Origin of the sequence: Sedimenticola sp., assembly GCF_050289425.1 — a bacterium.
Classification (GTDB): domain Bacteria; phylum Pseudomonadota; class Gammaproteobacteria; order Chromatiales; family Chromatiaceae; genus Sedimenticola.
This window is the reverse complement of record NZ_JBNKFS010000012.1, coordinates 42,670-62,356: the sequence shown is the minus strand read 5'-3', so window position 1 is coordinate 62,356 and position 19,687 is coordinate 42,670. Positions and strand designations below refer to the sequence as shown.

General features: G+C 53.6%; 15 protein-coding genes and 1 pseudogene. 3 read left to right on the top strand and 13 right to left on the bottom strand.

All coding sequences use genetic code 11. The features are described 5' to 3' along the window. Positions 1–5: 5 nt before the first annotated feature. From lpxD to rpsB, 11 genes are all read right to left on the bottom strand, one after another. Positions 6–1,064, bottom strand: a complete 1,059-nt coding sequence (lpxD, locus tag ACQY5R_RS10160) for a UDP-3-O-(3-hydroxymyristoyl)glucosamine N-acyltransferase (RefSeq protein ID WP_428607768.1) — start codon at positions 1,062–1,064, stop codon at positions 6–8. 9 nt (positions 1,065–1,073) lie between these two features. Further along, a complete protein-coding gene (locus ACQY5R_RS10155) occupies positions 1,074–1,592 on the bottom strand; it encodes an OmpH family outer membrane protein (RefSeq protein WP_428607766.1) in 519 nt (172 codons plus the stop codon). Between the two features lie 16 nt (positions 1,593–1,608). Further along, on the bottom strand, positions 1,609–3,903 hold the full coding sequence (gene bamA / locus ACQY5R_RS10150) for an outer membrane protein assembly factor BamA (protein WP_428607763.1): 2,295 nt from the start codon (positions 3,901–3,903) through the stop codon (positions 1,609–1,611). 277 nt (positions 3,904–4,180) lie between these two features. Beyond that, entirely contained in the window at positions 4,181–5,593 is a 1,413-nt protein-coding gene (gene rseP / locus ACQY5R_RS10145; RefSeq protein WP_428607760.1) for an RIP metalloprotease RseP, read from the bottom strand. Between the two features lie 10 nt (positions 5,594–5,603). Then, positions 5,604–6,782, bottom strand: a complete 1,179-nt coding sequence (gene ispC / locus ACQY5R_RS10140; protein ID WP_428607757.1) for a 1-deoxy-D-xylulose-5-phosphate reductoisomerase — start codon at positions 6,780–6,782, stop codon at positions 5,604–5,606. Continuing rightward, positions 6,783–7,601 (bottom strand): phosphatidate cytidylyltransferase, encoded by an 819-nt coding sequence (locus tag ACQY5R_RS10135; protein ID WP_428607754.1) that lies wholly within the window; start codon positions 7,599–7,601, stop codon positions 6,783–6,785. A gap of 2 nt (positions 7,602–7,603) precedes the next feature. After that, on the bottom strand, positions 7,604–8,362 hold the full coding sequence (locus ACQY5R_RS10130; protein ID WP_428607751.1) for an isoprenyl transferase: 759 nt from the start codon (positions 8,360–8,362) through the stop codon (positions 7,604–7,606). Positions 8,363–8,442: 80 nt separating this feature from the next. Then, positions 8,443–9,000: a ribosome recycling factor gene (gene frr, locus ACQY5R_RS10125; RefSeq protein WP_029133035.1), complete on the bottom strand. Its 558-nt coding sequence runs from the start codon at positions 8,998–9,000 to the stop codon at positions 8,443–8,445. Continuing rightward, a complete protein-coding gene (pyrH, locus tag ACQY5R_RS10120; RefSeq protein ID WP_428607749.1) occupies positions 8,990–9,718 on the bottom strand; it encodes a UMP kinase in 729 nt (242 codons plus the stop codon). Before pyrH ends, frr begins: the two co-directional genes overlap by 11 nt. Before the next feature lie 192 nt (positions 9,719–9,910). Further along, entirely contained in the window at positions 9,911–10,798 is an 888-nt protein-coding gene (gene tsf / locus ACQY5R_RS10115) for a translation elongation factor Ts (RefSeq protein ID WP_428607746.1), read from the bottom strand. 215 nt (positions 10,799–11,013) lie between these two features. Next, the gene (rpsB, locus tag ACQY5R_RS10110; protein WP_428607904.1) at positions 11,014–11,760 is read right to left on the bottom strand and encodes a 30S ribosomal protein S2; all 747 of its coding nucleotides are present in this window, start codon (positions 11,758–11,760) and stop codon (positions 11,014–11,016) included. A gap of 390 nt (positions 11,761–12,150) precedes the next feature. Here rpsB and map point away from each other — a divergent pair. Together map and glnD are read left to right on the top strand one after the other, a co-directional pair. Then, positions 12,151–12,951, top strand: a pseudogene (gene map / locus ACQY5R_RS10105) (type I methionyl aminopeptidase); the annotation flags it as partial. A 27-nt stretch (positions 12,952–12,978) separates the two neighbouring features. Then, the gene (gene glnD / locus ACQY5R_RS10100) at positions 12,979–15,606 is read left to right on the top strand and encodes a [protein-PII] uridylyltransferase (protein WP_428607743.1); all 2,628 of its coding nucleotides are present in this window, start codon (positions 12,979–12,981) and stop codon (positions 15,604–15,606) included. A 194-nt stretch (positions 15,607–15,800) separates the two neighbouring features. Here glnD and ACQY5R_RS10095 read toward each other — a convergent pair whose 3' ends face one another. Beyond that, positions 15,801–17,210: a mannose-1-phosphate guanylyltransferase/mannose-6-phosphate isomerase gene (locus ACQY5R_RS10095; protein WP_428607742.1), complete on the bottom strand. Its 1,410-nt coding sequence runs from the start codon at positions 17,208–17,210 to the stop codon at positions 15,801–15,803. A 321-nt stretch (positions 17,211–17,531) separates the two neighbouring features. On the opposite strand from ACQY5R_RS10095, the gene ACQY5R_RS10090 reads away from it, so the two are divergent. Continuing rightward, positions 17,532–18,332 (top strand): undecaprenyl-diphosphate phosphatase, encoded by an 801-nt coding sequence (locus ACQY5R_RS10090; RefSeq protein WP_428607739.1) that lies wholly within the window; start codon positions 17,532–17,534, stop codon positions 18,330–18,332. 59 nt (positions 18,333–18,391) lie between these two features. Here the strand turns inward: ACQY5R_RS10090 and lysA are convergent, their stop codons facing one another. After that, complete coding sequence (gene lysA, locus ACQY5R_RS10085) at positions 18,392–19,654, bottom strand: diaminopimelate decarboxylase (protein ID WP_428607736.1); 1,263 nt, start codon at positions 19,652–19,654, stop codon at positions 18,392–18,394. Positions 19,655–19,687 lie beyond the last annotated feature (33 nt).

Genomic DNA, 19,687 nt, shown 5'->3' with positions numbered 1-19,687 from the left:
CCAGGCTAAACCGGGCCATCCGTTTTTTTGTCAACCTTTTCCCTGAACACCTCTTTTTCCAACGTATTCAAACGTTGAATGACATTTTCCAAACGACGAATACGGGCGATCGTTTTACGCCATTCGCCGTTCGTTACCGCCGGAAGATTGCCGCTATAGTACCCGGGATCCTTAAATGAACGGGTAACCAGCGTCTGGCCGGAGAAGTGGACGTTGTCCCCAATCTCCAAATGTCCGGACAGGCCCACTCCACCGCCCAAGGTGCAATATTTCCCAATAGTGGTGGAGCCGGCAACACCGGCACATCCCGCAATAGCGGTATGCTCGCCGATACGCACGTTATGTGCAATTTGGATCTGATTATCCAATCGAACACCGTCCGCTATCACGGTATCTCGTAGGGCACCCCGATCAATCGTGGTATTAGCGCCAATCTCCACGTCGTCACCAATAATGACAGCACCGATCTGCGGCACCTTAACCCAGGTACCTTGGTCATTGGCATTCCCGAACCCATCACTACCGATTACGGCACCGGGGTGTATCAACACCCGTTTCCCAATTACCGAGCCTGAACAGACGGTCACTTTGGCCACCAAACGAGTCTGTTCGCCAATGACGCTATTGTCATCAATCACGCATCCGGGACCGATCGACACGTCGGCATGAATCTCAACATTGGCGCCTATCACACAACAGGGACCTATCCAGGCTCCCGGATCAACGACCGCGCTCTCGGATACAACCGCAGATATGTGTACACCACCAACCACCTGTGCCACCGGATAGAGCAGAGAAGCCACTCTGGCATAAGTGAGGTAGGGGTTATCCGATATCAAACCGGGAATAGGAGAGTGGGCGGCATCCTCGCGCCCCAGTATAACCGCCGAAGCACCCGTATCAGGCAAATAGTGGCGATATTTGCTGTTAGCCAGAAAACAGATCGCCCCCTTCTTGGCATCCTGAATGGTATCGGCGTGGGTAACTCGCGTATCGCCATCGCCCAGCAGCTCCACCCCTATACGTGTCGCCAAATCGGCAAGACGATACGTCGTTGCTTTCACCGGCACGCCCTACTTTGAGGCTTTATAGAGCTCTTCAAGACGCTGTAACACTTTTGCAGTCAGATCAACCCGCTTATTAAAATAGGCGACCCCGTCGGTGAGGATCACATCAACCTGCTCCTCTTCACCAATCTGGGAAACCACTTCGCCCACCTTGCGTAGCAAACGATTGACCGCCTCATTCCGACGCAGGTTGGCATCCTCACGGAATTCAGCACGGGAGGTGGTGAGTTTACGGCGTCGGGCACGGATATCGTTCTCAAGCCGTTTAGCCTCTTCCGGACTCATCACGGCAGCATCCCGAGCCAGCTTATCCTCCAGCTGTTTCAACTGTTTGGCCTTGGCGATCAAATCCTGATCCCGCGCTTGGAACTCCTTTTTCAACGAACTGCTGATAGCCTCGGCCTGCGGTGATTTTTCCATCACTTTATTCAGGTCAACCACGCCCACTTTAAATTCGCCGGCCATCGCAATAGCGTTCAGACTAAACAGAAAAATCGCGAGAATGCTTAAGGCTGTCTTCTTCAATTTCATCTCCTAAAACTTAGAATGCATTACCGAAGGTGAATTGGAATACCTCCGTCTCATCACCCGGCTTGTCGTTAAGCGGAACACCCAGGCTCATACCCAATGCTCCCATGGGGGAAAGCCACATGGCCGATGCCCCGACCGAGTAACGCATCTCACCCAGATCGATATCGGCTCCGCCGTTGGTAGAAAAAACATTACCTGCATCAAGGAATAGGCCGAGGCGAATCGATTTCTCCATCAGCTTAAAAGGTGCGGGAAAGAACAGTTCGGCATTACCGACTATCTTGATATTGGCACCTACCGGATCATTGCTGGAGTCTCGTGGCCCTAGGCTATGATCCTTGAACCCCCTGACCGTCTTGATGCCGCCTGCGAAGAAATTTTCCCACAGCGGTAGACGTGAGGTATCACCGTAGACGTCACCATAGGCCAGATCGCCATTGAGCGCTAGGGTGAAGGCGTTATTGAGCGGGAAATAACGTTTGTTTTTGTAAGCGATCTTGTAATACTCCAGATCGCTACCCGGTATCGTCGCCGAGGCGGTCAAACTCTGCACACCGCCTTTGGTGGGCAGGAGCGCAGAGTCGCGGGAATCCCGGGTCCAACTGGTGCCAATCTTCAAGTCCAGGAAGGAATCACCGTTTTCTGTTTTAAAAGCGCTTACCACGTCTGAAGGAGATGCCGCCGGCTTAAACGAAGTGTGTAACAGATCGGCGGTAAAATTGACCCGATCCGTCTCGGTGATCGGCACCCCGAAGACTACCCCGACGGTACCGGTATCGGTCAGGTACTTGGCCGTATCCACCTCATCAAAGTCGGTTTTCTGGTAACTCAGATTGAAACCACGGCTGATACCGTCAACCGTATAGTAGGGATTGACATAACCCACCCGATAATGGGTGCTTGACGAGCTGTTATCAAAGGCCAATGACACCTGTTTACCGGTTCCCAGGAAGTTTTTCTGGGTCAAGCTGGTACTGAAAATCACACCATCGGACTGTGAGAAACCGAGACCGGCTGCCAAGTTACCCATCGGTTTCTCCACTACCGAGATATTCACATCCACTTGATCGGTTGAACCCGGTACAGCAGGCGTCTCCACATTCACTTCATCAAAGAAGCCCAACCGCTGCAACCGCTCCCGTGAACGAGTCACTTGCTCTGCCGAGTACCAGGCCGACTCCATCTGACGCATTTCACGACGCAGCACTTCGTCACGGGTGTCGCTGTTACCCTTCATATTGACCCGTCGCACGTAGACCCTTTTTCCCGGATCCACAAAATAGGTGATCGCTACCTGTTTCTTCTCTTCGTCGATGTCCGGAATACTGTTTACATTGGCAAAGGCATATCCATTGTTGCCAAGCAGTTTATTGACGCGCTCGGCACTACCGATCACTTCTTTCCTGGAGAAGACCTCTCCCCGAACCAAGTGAATCATTGGAAAGAACGCTTCCTTGGGCAAGACCAGATCACCGGTCAGCAAAATATCCTTAATGGTATATACATCGCCTTCTTCGATATTCACCGTGACATAGATATCCTTCTTGTCCGGCGTAATGGAGACCTGGGTTGAGGTGATTTTAAAGTTAATATAGCCACGATCCAGATAGTACGAGCGCAGTTTTTCCAGATCCCCGGAAAGTTTTTGACGCGAGTACTGGTCATCCTTGGTGAAGGATGAGAGAAAACCGGTGGTATTCAGAGAGAACTCATCCAACAGGTCCTCTTCTTCGAAGGCGCGGTTACCAATGATGTTTATATTCTTAATTCGTGCCGTGCCGCCCTCAGAAATATCAATACTGATTGCCACCCGGTTGCGTTCAAGCGGTGTTACCGTAGAGGATAGCTTGACCGCATATTTACCGAGATTGAAATACTGCCGTTGCAGCTCTTGCTCTATCTTGTCCAACACCGACCGATTGAACACCCGCCCTTCCGCAAGCCCGATATCTTTCAGAGCAAGCAGTAACGGGTCGGTCTCAAGCGCATTATTCCCCTGAATTTCGATCTTGGCGATTGCCGGACGCTCGGTCACAAAGACAATCAGCACATCCCCTTTCCGTTCCAGTTTTACATCCTTGAAGAAACCGGTCTTGTAGAGTGCTCGGATAATCTCACCGGTTGAGTCAGATTCGATCTCTTGCCCAATCTTAACCGGCAAATAGTTAAACACGGTTCCGGGAGAGATACGTTGCAGACCGTCTACACGGATATCCTTGACAACAAAGGTATCGCCCAACGCCAGCTGAGGGAGAACCAGGATGAAGAGGAGCAGTAACTGACGCAATTTATTAACCAGGTTCATATTATCTTTATAAGTTTTTGTTTAGTAAGTCTATCCATGACAAAGGAGACCCCATCGTGACGGAATCCGGATAAACCTTTACTGATCCCATAAGCCCCTGTGGCATCGATGGTGGCCGCGCACGCCGATCTCTCCAAGTCAAATAGAAATCACCGTATCGCTATGATATTTATGCTGTTTCCGCTATCCCACCCATCCCCAATTCGCGCCAGTAAAGTGGAAAAGTGTCCTAGTATAAATAATCTTTCCACCACGCCCAAGGGGCAGGCAGAATTAATTATGAATTGAACAATCGGGTGATATCCACATAGAACGCCAAGGTCATCAGACCCAGTAAAATAGCCAATCCAATACGCTGACCAAAAGCTTGGGCCGCTTCGGATACCGGACTCCCCTTTATCGCCTCAACCAGGAAATAGAACAGATGGCCACCATCCAGTATCGGGACCGGCAGTAAATTGAGGACCCCCAGGCTAATGCTGACCAGGGCTAAAAACTTCAGGAACTGAATCACACCGAAACTGGCTGTTTTGCCCGCTGTCTGGGCAATAGAAATAGGACCACTGAGATTTCGGAAGGAGATTTCTCCAGTCACCATCCTGCCCAACATTTTAAGCATAAACAGTGACATATGGGTGGTTTTTGAAACCGCCATGATCGCCGCATCGAAGGGGCCGTAGCGCACCTCGACACGGTAATTGTCGAACAATCCGTCAGGTACATGAGGTCCGGCACCAATACGTCCAACCGTCTGCTCACCACGCACCACTTGACCGACAATGAGCTCAACAGGTTGTCTACGGCCTTCGCGGGATACCTCCATTTTGACCAGAGAGGCGGGGTGTTGCTGAACATAATCAACCAGCTCGGACCATGACTTCAGATCATGACCATCGATCGTCAGTACCCGATCTCCGACTTGCAGACCGGCAGAGGCCGCCGCCTCCCCCTCAACAACCTGTCCGATAACCGGCTCTATCAGAGGGCGTTTGGGTTTAAGTCCGATATGTTCCAGCAGGCGGCCATCCTCTGCCAGATGTAGCAAACGCTCCCCGGGGAGAATGCGTATTCGCTCAAGACCCTCAGCATCCTTTACCCTGACGACGACATCTTCGCCCGCTGTGGCATCCGTCAACAATGCATAAACAGCCGACTCCCAGGTAGGCGTCAGCGTATCACCCACCGCAATTATCTCATCATCGGAAACAAAACCTGCTTCTGCGGCGATGGTCGACTCGGATACCTGGCCGATCCATGGTCTCGATCCGGTATCGCCGTAAATACCGATAAACCAGAACGCCAACAGCGCGAAAGCAAAATTAAACAGTGGCCCCGCCACTACAATGGCTGATCGTACAGCGACTGACTGACGATTGAAGGCTTGATGCTGACAGCGCGCGGGAACATCCCCCTCCCGCTCATCCAACATTTTTACGTAGCCGCCCAGGGGAATGGCGGCAACGACATATTCCGTGCCCTGATCCACCTCAGAAAGTCGCGTACCCGCTTCTGCAGGCACCGATGAGGGTTTCCCTCTAAACACCAACAGCGGTTTACCGAAACCAATGGAAAACCGCAGCACTTTGACACCCAGTTTCCTCGCCACCCAGAAGTGTCCAAATTCATGAACGGCAATCAGGATCGCAAGGGCAAGGATAAAAGAGGCAATTGTAAACAAAAATGATGTCATAGCGACTATGTCAGACCCGATCGCGGATCAATTGTTCCGTCCGTATACGCGCCTCGTGATCCACCGCTAGCAAGGTATTCAGGTCGCTGTTTCCATCACCCGGCATTAGATCCAGCACAGATTCAATGACCTCAGGAATGCCGGTAAATCCAAGTTTTCCGTCGAGAAAGGCGGCAACGGCAATTTCATTAGCCGCATTCAGAATCGCCGGACAGGTACCGCCCGCTTCGATCGCCTGGTAAGCCAGGCGCAGACAGGCAAATCGCTCCATATTGGGCGGCTCAAAATCCAGTCTGGCAGTCGCGAACAGATCCAGCGGCGCCACCCCTGAAGCGATCCGTTCGGGCCACGCCAAGGCGTGTGCAATGGGAGTCCGCATATCGGGATTGCCCAACTGGGCCAGGACTGAGCCATCTGTATAGGCGACCATGGAGTGGATTACACTCTGCGGATGCAACACCACCTGGACCTTGTCCGGAGTGGTATGAAACAACCAACAAGCTTCGATCACCTCCAGGCCCTTGTTCATCATAGTGGCTGAATCCACGGAGATCTTACGCCCCATATCCCAATTGGGATGGGCGCAAGCCTGGTCGGGCGTCACATCCTGCAGTTGGTCCAGCGACAACGTACGGAACGGGCCGCCGGACGCCGTCAACAGGATCTGGGACACCCCCACCTGATCCAACCCCCGGCGATAGTCACCCGGCATGCATTGAAACACGGCATTGTGCTCACTATCGATCGGCAGGATTTCTGCGCCACCCTGGTCAACCGCGCGCATGAACAATTCGCCCGCTACCACTAGCGCCTCTTTGTTGGCCAACAGGACTCTTTTTCCAGCCTTGGCTGCCGCCAACGTCGGCAACAGACCGGCAGCGCCGACAATGGCCGCCATCACATAGTCGGCTTCGCTCATGGCCGCCACGTGTTCCAACCCTTCCACACCGGTCAACACATTTATTGTCAATCCCGTCGCCTGGAGGCGTTGCTCCAAACTCTGTGCGGCATCGGCATTCGCCATCACCGCGTAGTCGGGCTCAAAGCGGCGACATTGTTCAAACAATCCATCCACATCCTGATTGGCCGTCAACGCAACAACCCGATACCTATCCGGGTGCCGCGCCACCACATCCAAGGTACTAATACCGATGGAGCCGGTTGAACCCAGCACTGTCAAGCCAATCACTTATAATCCCCCAAGCAGAAGCAAACCTAGCGTAAAGACCGGCGCTACAGCTGTCAGACTGTCAATTCTGTCCAGTATACCGCCATGTCCAGGCAACAGGTTTCCGCTATCTTTGATGCCAGCCTGTCTTTTCAGCAGACTTTCAAACAGATCACCCACAACCGATACCAGACAGACCAGCAAACAAAGCAAGACGATTTGCGGCATGGAGCCCGTTTCAGGGCGCAACCAGATGAGCCACCCACTCCATATGCCCACTGCCGCCAGCGCGCCATACACACCTTCGCGGGTCTTTTTTGGACTAATATGGGGCGATAGTTTCACCTTACCCCACTGTCTGCCAGCGAAATAGGCGCCGGTATCGGCAACCCAGGAGAGCGACAGGGTATACAGCACCAATACCGGTCCGGTCTCGCCGCTGCCATGCACATACACCAGCGCCGCCCAGGTGGGCAACAAAACAAAGTAGCCGATCAGCAGCTTACCCGCCTGGCCGGGCTCTGCCGATTGATCCGGCCTGTAGCGGACAATCTGCCAAGAGACCACCAGCCAGCCGACGCTAGCCATAATGAACAATCCCAGACTCAACGTTGGATCTTGCAGCAGAAGATGCAGCAGAACCATGACACCGGCTATCGATATCAGATAGAAAAATCGCCGTAGCGGCGACGTCAATGCCGCCAGGCGGGTCCATTCGTGGCCCCCCAGTAAGATGACGCTGCCCAATAGCAGTGCAAAGCCGTCCGTTGGCAGATACAACACACCGCCAATTACCAAAGGCAGCAGGACCAGAGCAGTCAGGATTCTGTGCAGCAACATATTTAGTCTATCGATTCAGGATGGTTATTGACCTGCACCTGTTCTCCTGTCATGCCGAAGCGACGCTGGCGGCTGGAAAAATAGGCCAGTGCGGTATCGTAGGCGGCGGCATCAAAATCCGGCCAGTAGGCATCGGTAAAATAGAGTTCGGTGTAGGCAGACTGCCAAAGCATAAAATTACTGATGCGCTGTTCTCCGCCGGTGCGGATAAACAGGTCCGGGTCGGGCAGATCTGAAAAGGAGAGCTCATCTGAGATCATTGCTTCACTGATCTGATCAGCCGAGAGCGTGCCGGACTCAACCTTTCCTGCGAGATGACGAACCGCCTGGACAATATCCCAGCGACCACCGTAATTGGCGGCTATCTGCAGCACTAGACCGTCGTTGTCAGCCGTATCGGCTTCGGCCGTTGCCATACGCTGCTGGAGTTTTTCGGAAAAGGCGGTGCGATCGCCAATGATGCGCAGCTGGACATTATTGCGCTTCAGACGCTTCACCTCACGCTGTAGCGCAACCATAAACAGATCCATCAGCAGCGAAACCTCTTTTTGCGGGCGCTTCCAATTTTCACTGCTGAAGGCAAACAGCGTCAGCACTTCAATCCCATGCTTGACGGATTGTTCGACACTGGTGCGGACCGACTTGACGCCAGCCTTATGCCCGGCATGACGTGGTAGATTGCGCTGTTTTGCCCATCGCCCATTGCCATCCATCACAATAGCAACATGCCGCGGCAACCGGGTCACTCCATCAACCTCCATTAAAACATTCTCCGGTCTGGTATACCCGCTCGCCGGCGATGCTCAGGCCATCCCTGTCCAAGAGGACCTGAAGCATCGGGTCAGATCGACATCAGATCTTTTTCTTTAACCGCCAGATGCTCATCGATCTCCTTGATGTGCTGATCTGTCAACTTTTGAATGATCTCCTGGCCACGGCGCTCGTCATCTTCCGAGATCAGTTTCTCCTTCACCAGATTCTTCAGTTCACTATTGGCGTCACGGCGAATATTTCGCACTGCAACGCGGGCCTGCTCCGCCTCACCACGCACAACCCGGATCAAATCCTTTCTGCGCTCTTCAGTGAGCGGCGGCAGTGGCACACGAATCACCGTACCGGCCGAATTGGGGTTGAGGCCCAAATCGGAATTCATGATCGCCTTTTCAATGGTTTGCACCATATTCTTTTCCCAGGGAGTGATAGCCAAGGTCCTGGCATCATCCACCGTCACATTGGCAACCTGGCTAAGGGGAACATCTGAGCCATAGTAGGATACAGTCAGGTGATCCAACAGACTGGGATGAGCCCGACCTGTCCTTACCTTCGCCAGCTCATGATCCAGAGCGTCTACACTTTTTCCCATGCGCGTTGTCGCGTCTTTTTTTATGTCATCGATCATTTCCACTCTCCACAAGGGAACCGATTTCCTCACCCTTCACCAGACGCAACAGGGCGCCCGGGGTGTTGATATTCATTATCCGCAGCGGCATACCGTTATCACGGCACAAGACAATCGCCGTCGCATCCATTACCTTCAAATCATCCGCTAACGCTTTATCATAACTGATGCGAGGATAAAATTTGGCCTTGGGGTCTTTCATCGGATCGGCCGAATAAACACCATCGACCTTGGTTGCCTTAATCAACAGATCGGCACCGATTTCAATCGCGCGCAGGCTAGCCGCCGAATCGGTAGTAAAAAAAGGATTTCCCGTACCGGCGGCAAACAGGACGACTTCTCCCTTTTCCAGGTGTTCCACCGCCTTCCGGCGCACATAGGTTTCACACACCTGTTCCATACCGATAGCGGACATGGTACGGGCAGGCACACCCAGCTTCAACAGTGAATTCTGCATGGCCAGGGCATTCATGACCGTTGCCAGCATCCCCATATGGTCGCCGGAAACCCGATCTATTCCGGCCTTAGCGAGACCTTCGCCGCGAAAAATATTGCCGCCTCCGATAACCAGACCCACCTGAATACCGTCTTCGACAAGCTGTTTGATATCCTCGGCCACCCGGGCGATCACCTCAGGATCAATACCGAAGTTTCCAGTACCCATCAACGCTTCACCGCTCAGTTTGAGCAAGATGCGCCGGTAGATCAGTTCAGACATACAGATTCTCTAATTCTAAGTAAATGTAAAACCCGGCAAACCGTCGTTCAACAGTGCGATCAAGCTTCCCTGCACATCGCGGTTTAACTCTATGCTCTTTCCAAAGCCACTCTCGGTCATCCATGGTCTCCGCGGCAAAGTCTATCCCTGGACAAAAAAACAGTCCCGGAAAACCGGGACTGTTTGTTTTACTTATTCTCCGCGAACCTGGGCCATCACCTCATCCGCAAAGTTTTCCTGTTTCTTCTCAATCCCTTCACCAACTTCGAAGCGCTTGAAACTGTTCACCTTGGCACCGGCGCCAGCTAACAGCTTCTCAACCGTGATATCCGGATCCTTCACAAAGGCCTGACCCAGAAGCGTGATTTCGGAAAGATACTTGCGTACACGACCCTCGACGATCTTGTCCACAATATTCTCAGGCTTGCCACTCTCCAAAGCCTGAACCTTGAAGATTTCACGCTCTTTTTCCACCAATTCGGCCGATACCTGTTCCTCGGACACGCAGGTCGGATTGCTGGCAGCCACATGCATGGCGATATCCTTTGCCAAATCGTCATCACCACCTTCGATATCGACGATTACACCGATTCGAGCACCGTGACTATAGCTGGACAAGCGACCACTGGTGGACTCAAAACGCTCAAACCGGCGGACATTCATATTTTCGCCAATCTTTACAATAAGTGCCTCACGCGCGGTATTCACGGTGGTCTCTTCTCCATCATGCAGCGGCGCATTCAACAGCTCGTCAACGCTAGCCACATCGGACGCCAAAGCACGCTGGGCTACAGCGTTGGCGAATGAGGTGAAGTTCTCATCCTTGGCAACAAAATCGGTTTCACAGTTCACTTCAACCATGACACCTTTTTTGCTGTCATCGGTCATCTGGATGACTATAAGGCCGTCAGCAGCGGTACGACCCGCCTTTTTTGCGGCCTTTGCCTGTCCTGATTTGCGCATATTTTCGATAGCTGCATCGATATCGCCATCGGCCTCGACCAGCGCCTTTTTGCATTCCATCATGCCGGAACCGGTCCGTTCACGCAGTTCCTTTACCAGAGAGGCTGTAATCGCCATGATTCGTAGTTCCTCGCTCAATTAAAGCTAGTTGGTAGATAGCGATGTGAATTCCGGATAGTCAAAAGCGGGGCTAGCCAACTTGTATGACAAACAGATCCGGACGGTAACCTGGATGGTTAATCTAACTAGGGTGTCGCTATCAATTTTAAAAGTGGGCGGGCACCTGCAAAGAGGAGCCCGCCGCATTTTCGACTGGAGTCTGCAGACAGGCGTTACTCTTCAGCCTGCGCCTTCTCTTCCGGCACTTCAACAAACTCGTCGACACTACCTTCTTTGCCGCCCAGGTGAGCAGCGCTGGCGCGGCCCTCCAGTACGGCTGCCGCCGCACCCTGCACATAAAGCTGGATTGCACGGATAGCATCGTCATTACCAGGAATGACGTAATCGATATTGTCCGGGTTGTTATTGGTATCCACCACACCCACAACCGGGATCCCCAGCTTACGGGCTTCCGCAACGGCAATATCTTCGTGGCCGGTATCGATGACAAACAGCACGTCAGGCAGGCTGGTCATATCCTTGATACCGCCCAAACTGCGATCCAGCTTCTCCATCTCGCGGCGCAGGCCAAGTGCCTCTTTCTTGTTGAAGCGCTCAATGGTGCCATCTTCAAACATCGCCTCAAGATCCTTCAGGCGCTTGATACGCTGTTTGATGGTCTTGAAGTTGGTCAACATGCCGCCCAGCCATCTGTGATTGACATAGGGCATGCCGCAACGGGTTGCCTCTTCCTTGACGGTTTCACTGGCAGCACGTTTGGTGCCGACAAACAGGATTTTGCCACCGTTTGCAGCCAGCGAACCCATGTAATTCATGGCTTCTTTGTACAGAGGAAGGGTCTTATCCAGATTCAGAATATGAATCTTATTGCGGTGACCGAAGATGTAGGCCCCCATCTTGGGGTTCCAGTAACGGGTCTGGTGACCGAAGTGCACGCCAGCCTCAAGCATCTGACGCATCGAGATGTTGCTCATGTATAGCTCCGAATTGTACGGGTTAGTCCTCCACGTACCCCAACTGGCGACCCGGTTCCCCAGGCACCCCGACAGCTGTGTCGGTACGTGTGTGAAGTAGTTTGACGGTAAAAACACCGCCTCTCCCAGCCGTAATTCAAGTATCGTTCACGGATCAGGGGCGCGTTTTATACCACAGAAGCTGGAGGGCGACAATCCGCTTCGCATTATGTAACACGCATAATGCCATCTGACAGGCGGGATACGAGACGATTCAACCCCATAGCGAGCGGAGGTGAATATGACTAAATTAACCTTTACAATAGCTATCCTTAGCCTAGGAGTGGGAAATAAACGACCTAACGTCCGACGGCACCCTATCAGACGTCTAAAGGATATTCAGTAAATATGAGTGTTATCATCAAAACCCCCGAAGAGATCGAGAAGATGCGGGTGTCCGGTCGCTTGGCTGCGGAAGTACTGGAGATGATTGCGCCCTATGTGCAACCGGGTGTCACCACCGATGAATTGGATCAGCGCTGTCATGACTATATTGTCGACGTACAGAACGCCATTCCCGCCCCCTTGAATTACCGCGGCTTTCCCAAGTCTATCTGCACCTCGGTCAACCACCAGGTGTGCCATGGCATCCCGGGGAATAAAAAGCTGAAAAGCGGCGACATTATCAACATCGATATCACCACCATCAAAGATGGCTTTCATGGCGATACCAGCAAGATGTTCTTTGTCGGCGAACCGTCGATTCTTGCCAGACGCCTGACAAAGATCACCTATGAGGCGCTTTGGCTAGGTATCAACCAAGTGAAACCCGGTGCTCATCTGGGCGATATCGGTCATACCATTCAGCAATACGCCGAATCGCACAACTACTCGGTGGTGCATGAGTATTGCGGTCACGGAATCGGCCGGGGTTTCCACGAAGACCCCCAGGTACTCCACTACGGGTCCCCCGGAACCGGTATCAAACTGCTCCCGGGAATGTGCTTCACCATCGAACCGATGATCAATGCCGGAAAACGCCAGGTCAAAATGCTGCCGGACGGTTGGACCGTGGTGACCAAGGATCGCAGTCTCTCTGCCCAATGGGAGCACACCATACTGGTCACTGAGAACGGCTACGAAGTGCTCACCCTGAGGGATGAGGAGCGGGAACAACCTGCCCAATCCATCGCCTGATCCCGGCTTTTACTCATGACAACAGATATGAGGTTCGACCCCGAGCAGTTTGCCCGTCAGCTTGAAGGGGATGCCAACCCGCTGCCGATATTCCGGGACGCCATCAAGCAAATCTACCAAGTACTCAAGACCCGTTTTGAGCAGGGTGATCCGATTACCGCATTGGTAGCGCTGCGCGCCCAGATGGTTGATAACCTGTTGATTCAGGCCTGGAAACTGAAAATGCCGGCCGAGGCGGAAGCGGCCATGATAGCGGTCGGCGGTTACGGTCGAATGGAACTTCATCCCGGCTCCGATATCGACCTGATGATTCTGCTGGACGACAGGGATCCCGAACGCTATTCGGAAACTCTGGCCGAACTACTTACCTTCTTTTGGGACATCGGGCTCGAGGTAGGTCATAGCGTACGCACGGTTGCGGAGTGCGTTACCGAAGCGAAACAGGACATTACCGTCGCCACCAACATTATGGAGGCACGCGTACTGGCCGGAGAGGAATCGCTGTTCCATCAGATGCAGGATGCTACCGGGCCAGACTGCATCTGGCCCAGCGAACGATTTTTCACCGCCAAGTGGGAAGAGCAGGAACAGCGCTACCTGCGTTACGAGGAGACGATCAGCAATCTGGAGCCCAATATCAAGGAGAGTCCGGGCGGTCTTCGTGACATCCAGATGGTGGGCTGGGTGGTCAAACGCCACTATGGCGCCAAGACCATGCATGACTTGGTCGTACACGGTTTTCTGACCGAAGAAGAGTACCTGGACCTGATGGATTGCCAGGACTATCTCTGGCGCATCCGTTTTGCCCTTCATCTCCTAACCGGTCGTCGCGAAGACCGTATCCTGTTTGACTATCAGCGCACCCTAGCCACTCAATTCGGTTATGAAGACGATAAACACGAGCTGGCTGTCGAGAAGTTCATGCAGCAGTATTATCGCACCGCACTACGTTTGCGGCGGATGAACGAAATGCTACTGCAACTGTTCCAGGAAGTGATCCTGCTGAAATGCCACCTGGATGAACCCAAGCCGATCAATCGCCGCTTCCAATCCCGCAGTGGATTTCTGGAGGTGGTACACCAGGATATCTTCGTCCAGTACCCGCTGGCACTGCTGGAGCTATTCCTGGTCATGGAGCAACATCCGGAACTCAACGGCGTTAGGGCCAGCACCATCCGGCTGATCCGCAAACACCGCCATTTGATCAACGACGACTTTCGTGCCGATATACGGGCACGTAGCCTGTTTATGGAGATTCTGCGCCAACCCGTCGGCATCACCCACGAGTTGCGCCGCATGAACCGTTACGGGATCCTGGCGCGCTATATCCCGGCGTTTCTGAATATTGTAGGCCGGATGCAGTACGATCTATTCCATGTATTCACCGTCGACAAACACACCCTGTTCGTGGTGCGCAACCTGCGCCGTCTAACCGTCCCCCAATACCGCCACGAATTCCCCCTCTGCAGTGACATCATGGAGAAGTTGCCGAAGCCGGAGCTGATTTATATCGCCGCCATCTTCCACGACATCGCCAAAGGCCGCGGCGGCGATCATTCGGAGCTGGGCGCCAAGGATGCCTGGGACTTCTGCAAACTGCACGGTCTAAGCGACTACGATAGCCGCCTGGTCTCCTGGCTGGTGGAAAAACACCTGCTGATGTCGATTACCGCCCAGCGTAAGGACACCAGTGACCCGGATGTGATCCGTGATTTTGCCCAGACGGTAAAAAACCCGGTGCACCTCGATTACCTCTACCTGCTGACACTGGCAGATATCCGCGCCACCGACCCAAAAAAATGGAACAGTTGGAAAAACTCGCTGCTCAGGGAGCTCTATATCACCACCAAACAGGCGTTGTTAAGGGGCCTGCAGAATCCCCAGGAACGGGATGAAATCGTACAGAACAAACAGGCCGGCGCGCTCCACCTTTTGAAATCGGAGGGTGTCGATCCAGATAGCGCTGTGGCTCACTGGAGCACACTCAGTCTCGACTATTTTCTCTACCACACCTGGGAAGAGATTGCCTGGCAAACTCGCATGATTCTGGCCAGCACAGACGAACAGCTACCACTGGTGCTACTGCGAAAATCCAGCACCCGTGGCGGTACTGAAATCTTCCTCTACGCCACGGATCGCGATGACCTATTCGCCATTACCACCAGCCTGCTGGATCAACTGGGACTGAACATTGTCAGCGCCCGTATCGAAACGGCCCATACCGGCCTCACCTTAAACAGTTTCCTGGTACTGGAACAGGATGGCAGCCCGGTCGAGGAAGTCGGCAGGAAAGAGGAGATCTGCGAACTGCTTAGAGAGTCGCTGATTAACCCCGAATCAGCCAATCTGGTGGTATCACGCCGCATCCCCAGACGTCTCAAGCACTTCTCCACCCCGACCCGCATCGATTTCGTGCAGGACTACGGTAACCAACGAACCATCATGAAGTTGCTGACCGACGACCGGCCGGGACTCCTCTCCCAGGTCGGCTATGCCTTCGCCAAATGTAAAATAAAGCTGATCAACGCCAAGATCGCCACCATCGGGGCCGAAGCCGAGGATACCTTCTTCATCACCGACCGCGACAACAAACCGCTCACCAGTCGGGAACGATTCGAAGCGCTGGAGAAGGAGATCCAGGAACGGTTGAGCTGACGCCGGCCCGGTGGGTTGGCGACACCTCTCAATCATTTGTAAACCGCGAAAGAAGCGAAAATCACGAAATTACCAGCCAGGTGCTTAGGAGGCGTTCTCTGTTTCCACTGGTGGCAAACCAACATCCACCAACGGCCATTTTCGTGTGGTTCGCGTTTTTCGCGGCTATGTAAAACAGCGGGCGCCGTATTGGCTCAGCTCTCGGTGCGCCCGTACAGATCTTCAAAGCGGACGATATCATCCTCTCCCAGATAACTGCCGGTCTGCACCTCCACCATCTCCAGCGGTATGACCCCCCGGTTCTCCAAACTATGGGTGGTGCCAATGGGGATATAGGTGGATTGATTTTCGGTCAGCATCAACACCTCTTCGCCGCGGGTGACGCTGGCCGTTCCCTTCACCACAATCCAGTGCTCGGCCCGGTGATGATGCATTTGAAGGGAGAGTTTGGCGCCGGGATTGACGACGATGCGCTTCGCCTGATGTCGCTCGCCCATATCGATAGAATCGTAATACCCCCAGGGACGGTAGACTTTGCGATGCAGTTCGCTTTCACTACGCCCCGCCACCCGCAACAGCTCGACAATCTGCTTCACTTCCTGCACACGCGATTTGGGTGAGACCATGACTGCGTCATCGGTTTCCACCACCACCATGTCGTCCAGACCTACCACGGCCACCAACTTGTTCTCGGACTGAATATAGGAGTTATGGGTGTCGACACTCAACACGTCCCCTTTCACTGAATTCCCCTGACTGTCCTTGGACATCACTTCCCAGAGTGCGGACCAGGAACCCACATCATTCCAACCCGCATCCAGGGGAACCACTACCGCTCGATCAGTCTTCTCCATTACCGCGTAATCGATCGAATCCGCCGGACAGGCGGTAAAGGCATCCTTGTCCAGTCGCACAAAATCCGGCGACCGTTTGCTGCCTGCATGGGCCTTCCTGCAAGCGGCCAGCATCTCTGGCTGGTAGCGCTCCAGTGCTTGTAAATACTGCGACGCCTTGAACACAAACATACCGCTGTTCCAGTAATAATCAGCGCTGGCGATGTAACCACGTGCCGTTGCCAGATCCGGCTTTTCGACAAAGGATTCGACGGCATAGGTGGCACCGTCTTGTCCCTGAGCGCCCCGCCGGATATAACCGTAGCCGGTTTCCGGGGCCGTCGGCACCACACCAAAAGTCACCAGTTGTCCCGCCTCGGCCGCCGCCGCGGCCGCCACGATCGCCGCCTGAAAAGCCGGCACATCACCAATCACATGATCGGCCGCCAGCACCAGCAGTAACTCATCGTCGGACGGAGCCGACAACGCCGCCATAGCCACTGCAGGGGCGGTATTGCGCCCAACGGGTTCTAGAATAATTGCTTCCGCTGTCGCGCCCATTTCGCGCAACTGTTCAGCCACCATGAAACGGTGGTCTTCATTGCACACTACGATAGGCGCAGAGATCTGCTCCAGGCCATCCAATCGAAGCAGTGTCTCCTGCAGCATGGTTTTCTCGGTAACTAAAGGTAAAAACTGCTTGGGATGCTGACTGCGTGAAAGCGGCCACAACCTGGTGCCTGAACCACCCGAAAGAATCACCGGTATCATTCCATCTCCTCTGGATCACTGTTTTTCTGTAAGTCTATAGCATATTGCCAGGATTTGACGAATGCGTTGAATGTCGACGGTCTACTGGAACATGGAACGGCAAAGCCGCCGAACAATTGCGTATGAAATTGTCATAATGAGGCGGTATGATGGCTTACCCAAATTTGAGTCGACAAAAAGATCCAACCCGATGAGTGAGCTAAACCCTATAACCGGTGGAATTGCCCCTAACCCGATACATAGCAAAGGCGACTCCACCGCGCAACTTAGTGCGCCCCAACACATCAACAAACCATCTTTAACCCCACCCCTTTAACCGGTATGGATAGTCTGCAGATTTTCATACTCGCCATCGTGCAGGGAGTGACTGAATTCTTGCCCATCTCCAGCTCGGCACATCTTATCCTGACGCCGATGCTGTTCGGCTATCAGGATCAGGGGCTGGCGTTTGACGTAGCGGTTCACCTGGGATCACTGCTGGCGGTGACCACCTATTTCAGACATGAATTATGGGATATGGCGTACGACTTCTTCCGCTCGCTGAGTCGAAATGGCGTTCAGACAGCCAATTCGCGCATGGTCTGGCTGCTGATTCTGGCTACGCTGCCGATCATGGTAACCGGCCTGTTGTTCATTTCCGTGGTAGAACATGACCTGCGCTCAATCTGGGTCATCGCCACCACGACCATTCTGTTCGGCCTGCTGCTGTTCTGGTATGACGCAAAAGGCCGTCAGTCACGGGATGAATACTCCACCCGTTGGCGTGACGCCCTGACCATCGGCCTGTTTCAAGTGCTGGCGTTGGTCCCCGGTACCTCCCGATCAGGCATCACGATAACCGCCGGCATGATGCTGGGCTTGACCCGGGAGGCGGCCTCGCGCTTCTCCTTTTTGCTGTCAATCCCGACGATCCTGATGTCCGGCAGTCTGGTGACACTGCATCTGATTACCGATCCGGCACCCGTTGACTGGCTGGCCATGACAAGCGGTGCCCTCCTCTCCTATTTTTCGGCTTATCTCTGCATCCACCTGTTTCTGCGCCTCATCGGCCAAATCGGTATGCTGCCGTTTGCCCTCTATCGACTGTTGTTGGGCGGGGCACTGATCTGGATTGCGCAATAACCGGTATTGAGGTTATCCGGCCGGATGCCTTTTTTAGGCTTCCGGCCACCATTCAATCGTCAAGAGGCAGACGGGTTATAGCTATCCGGATCGAATTGGAGGGTGGCAAATAGATCGTCCAGGGTCTCTTCCCTTCTGATCAGTTCAACCGTTCCGTCACGGCGCAGCAGCAACTCTTTCGGCCGCGCCTTGCCGTTGTAATTGAACCCCATGGCGTGCCCGTGAGCGCCGGTATCATGTATGCAAATCAGATCGCCATCGGTGATCTTTGGCAAACTGCGCTGAATGGCGAATTTGTCGTTGTTCTCGCACAGAGAACCTGCCACATCCACCACCTCGTTGTCACCCGTTTTTCCGGGAACGGTAATATGGTGGTAAGCCCCATACATTCCGGGCCGCATCAATGCCGACATGCAGGCATCCACACCAACATAAGTGCGGTAGATCTCTTTACGGTTGATCGCCCGAGTCACTAACACCCCATGCGGACCGGTGATATAGCGGCCACTCTCCACATACATACGTGGCACATAGCCATGACGCTGTTTAAAATCATTAAATAGCGCGGTGATTTCGCCCGCCATGGCCGCGATATCCAACGGCGGCTCCCCAGGTTGGTAGGGGATGCCCAATCCGCCGCCGATATTGACGAATTCAAACTGTATGCCCAACTCTGCGGAGATCCACTCTATGGTATCCAGCAGCATCCGCGCCGTCTCCACCATGTAGCTGTAATTCAACTCATTGGAGGCCAACATGGTGTGCAAGCCGAAACGGGTCGCACCACGCGCCTGGGCTTTTCGATAAGCATCCAGCAATTGTTCGTGAGACACCCCATACTTGGCTTCCACCGGTGTGCCGATAATGCTGTTTCCGGTCCGCCGTTCGCCCGGGTTATAGCGGAAACAGATCAGCTCCGGCATCTCCGGGACCTTGTCCACCAAGCTGATGTCATCCAGATTCAACACGCAACCGCCATCCGCTGCCGCCGCGGCAAAATCAGTCTGGCTGGTATTGTTGGAGGTAAACATAATCTCTTCGCCACGGGCACCGGTTGCCCGACTGAGCTGCAGCTCTGCCGTCGAGCTGCAATCAAAGCCAAATCCGAGAGAACGCATAATCTGCAAAATTCTCGGATTGGGTAACGCCTTGACCGCGTAATACTCCTTGAACCCCTGGATACCGGAGAAGAGACGATTCAGCGTTTCACCGGTCTGGCGTATCCCCTGTTCGTCATAAATATGGAACGGCGTGCCAAAATGTTCGGCTATATCGTCAAGATGGGGATAGAGACGTTGTTCAAAATCGCTGGAGATGGGCATGATCTGTTCCGGTTACTCACTGCAGTTGTTAAG

Coding starts and splice junctions, on each gene's coding strand:
- bamA (WP_428607763.1), bottom strand. CDS start 3,903: ATGAACCTGGTTAATAAATTGCGTCAGTTACTGCTCCTCTTCATCCTG.
- rseP (WP_428607760.1), bottom strand. CDS start 5,593: ATGACATCATTTTTGTTTACAATTGCCTCTTTTATCCTTGCCCTTGCG.
- ACQY5R_RS10135 (WP_428607754.1), bottom strand. CDS start 7,601: ATGTTGCTGCACAGAATCCTGACTGCTCTGGTCCTGCTGCCTTTGGTA.
- ACQY5R_RS10130 (WP_428607751.1), bottom strand. CDS start 8,362: ATGGAGGTTGATGGAGTGACCCGGTTGCCGCGGCATGTTGCTATTGTG.
- frr (WP_029133035.1), bottom strand. CDS start 9,000: ATGATCGATGACATAAAAAAAGACGCGACAACGCGCATGGGAAAAAGT.
- pyrH (WP_428607749.1), bottom strand. CDS start 9,718: ATGTCTGAACTGATCTACCGGCGCATCTTGCTCAAACTGAGCGGTGAA.
- tsf (WP_428607746.1), bottom strand. CDS start 10,798: ATGGCGATTACAGCCTCTCTGGTAAAGGAACTGCGTGAACGGACCGGT.
- rpsB (WP_428607904.1), bottom strand. CDS start 11,760: ATGCGTCAGATGCTTGAGGCTGGCGTGCACTTCGGTCACCAGACCCGT.
- glnD (WP_428607743.1), top strand. CDS start 12,979: ATGAGGTTCGACCCCGAGCAGTTTGCCCGTCAGCTTGAAGGGGATGCC.
- ACQY5R_RS10095 (WP_428607742.1), bottom strand. CDS start 17,210: ATGATACCGGTGATTCTTTCGGGTGGTTCAGGCACCAGGTTGTGGCCG.
- ACQY5R_RS10090 (WP_428607739.1), top strand. CDS start 17,532: ATGGATAGTCTGCAGATTTTCATACTCGCCATCGTGCAGGGAGTGACT.
- lysA (WP_428607736.1), bottom strand. CDS start 19,654: ATGCCCATCTCCAGCGATTTTGAACAACGTCTCTATCCCCATCTTGAC.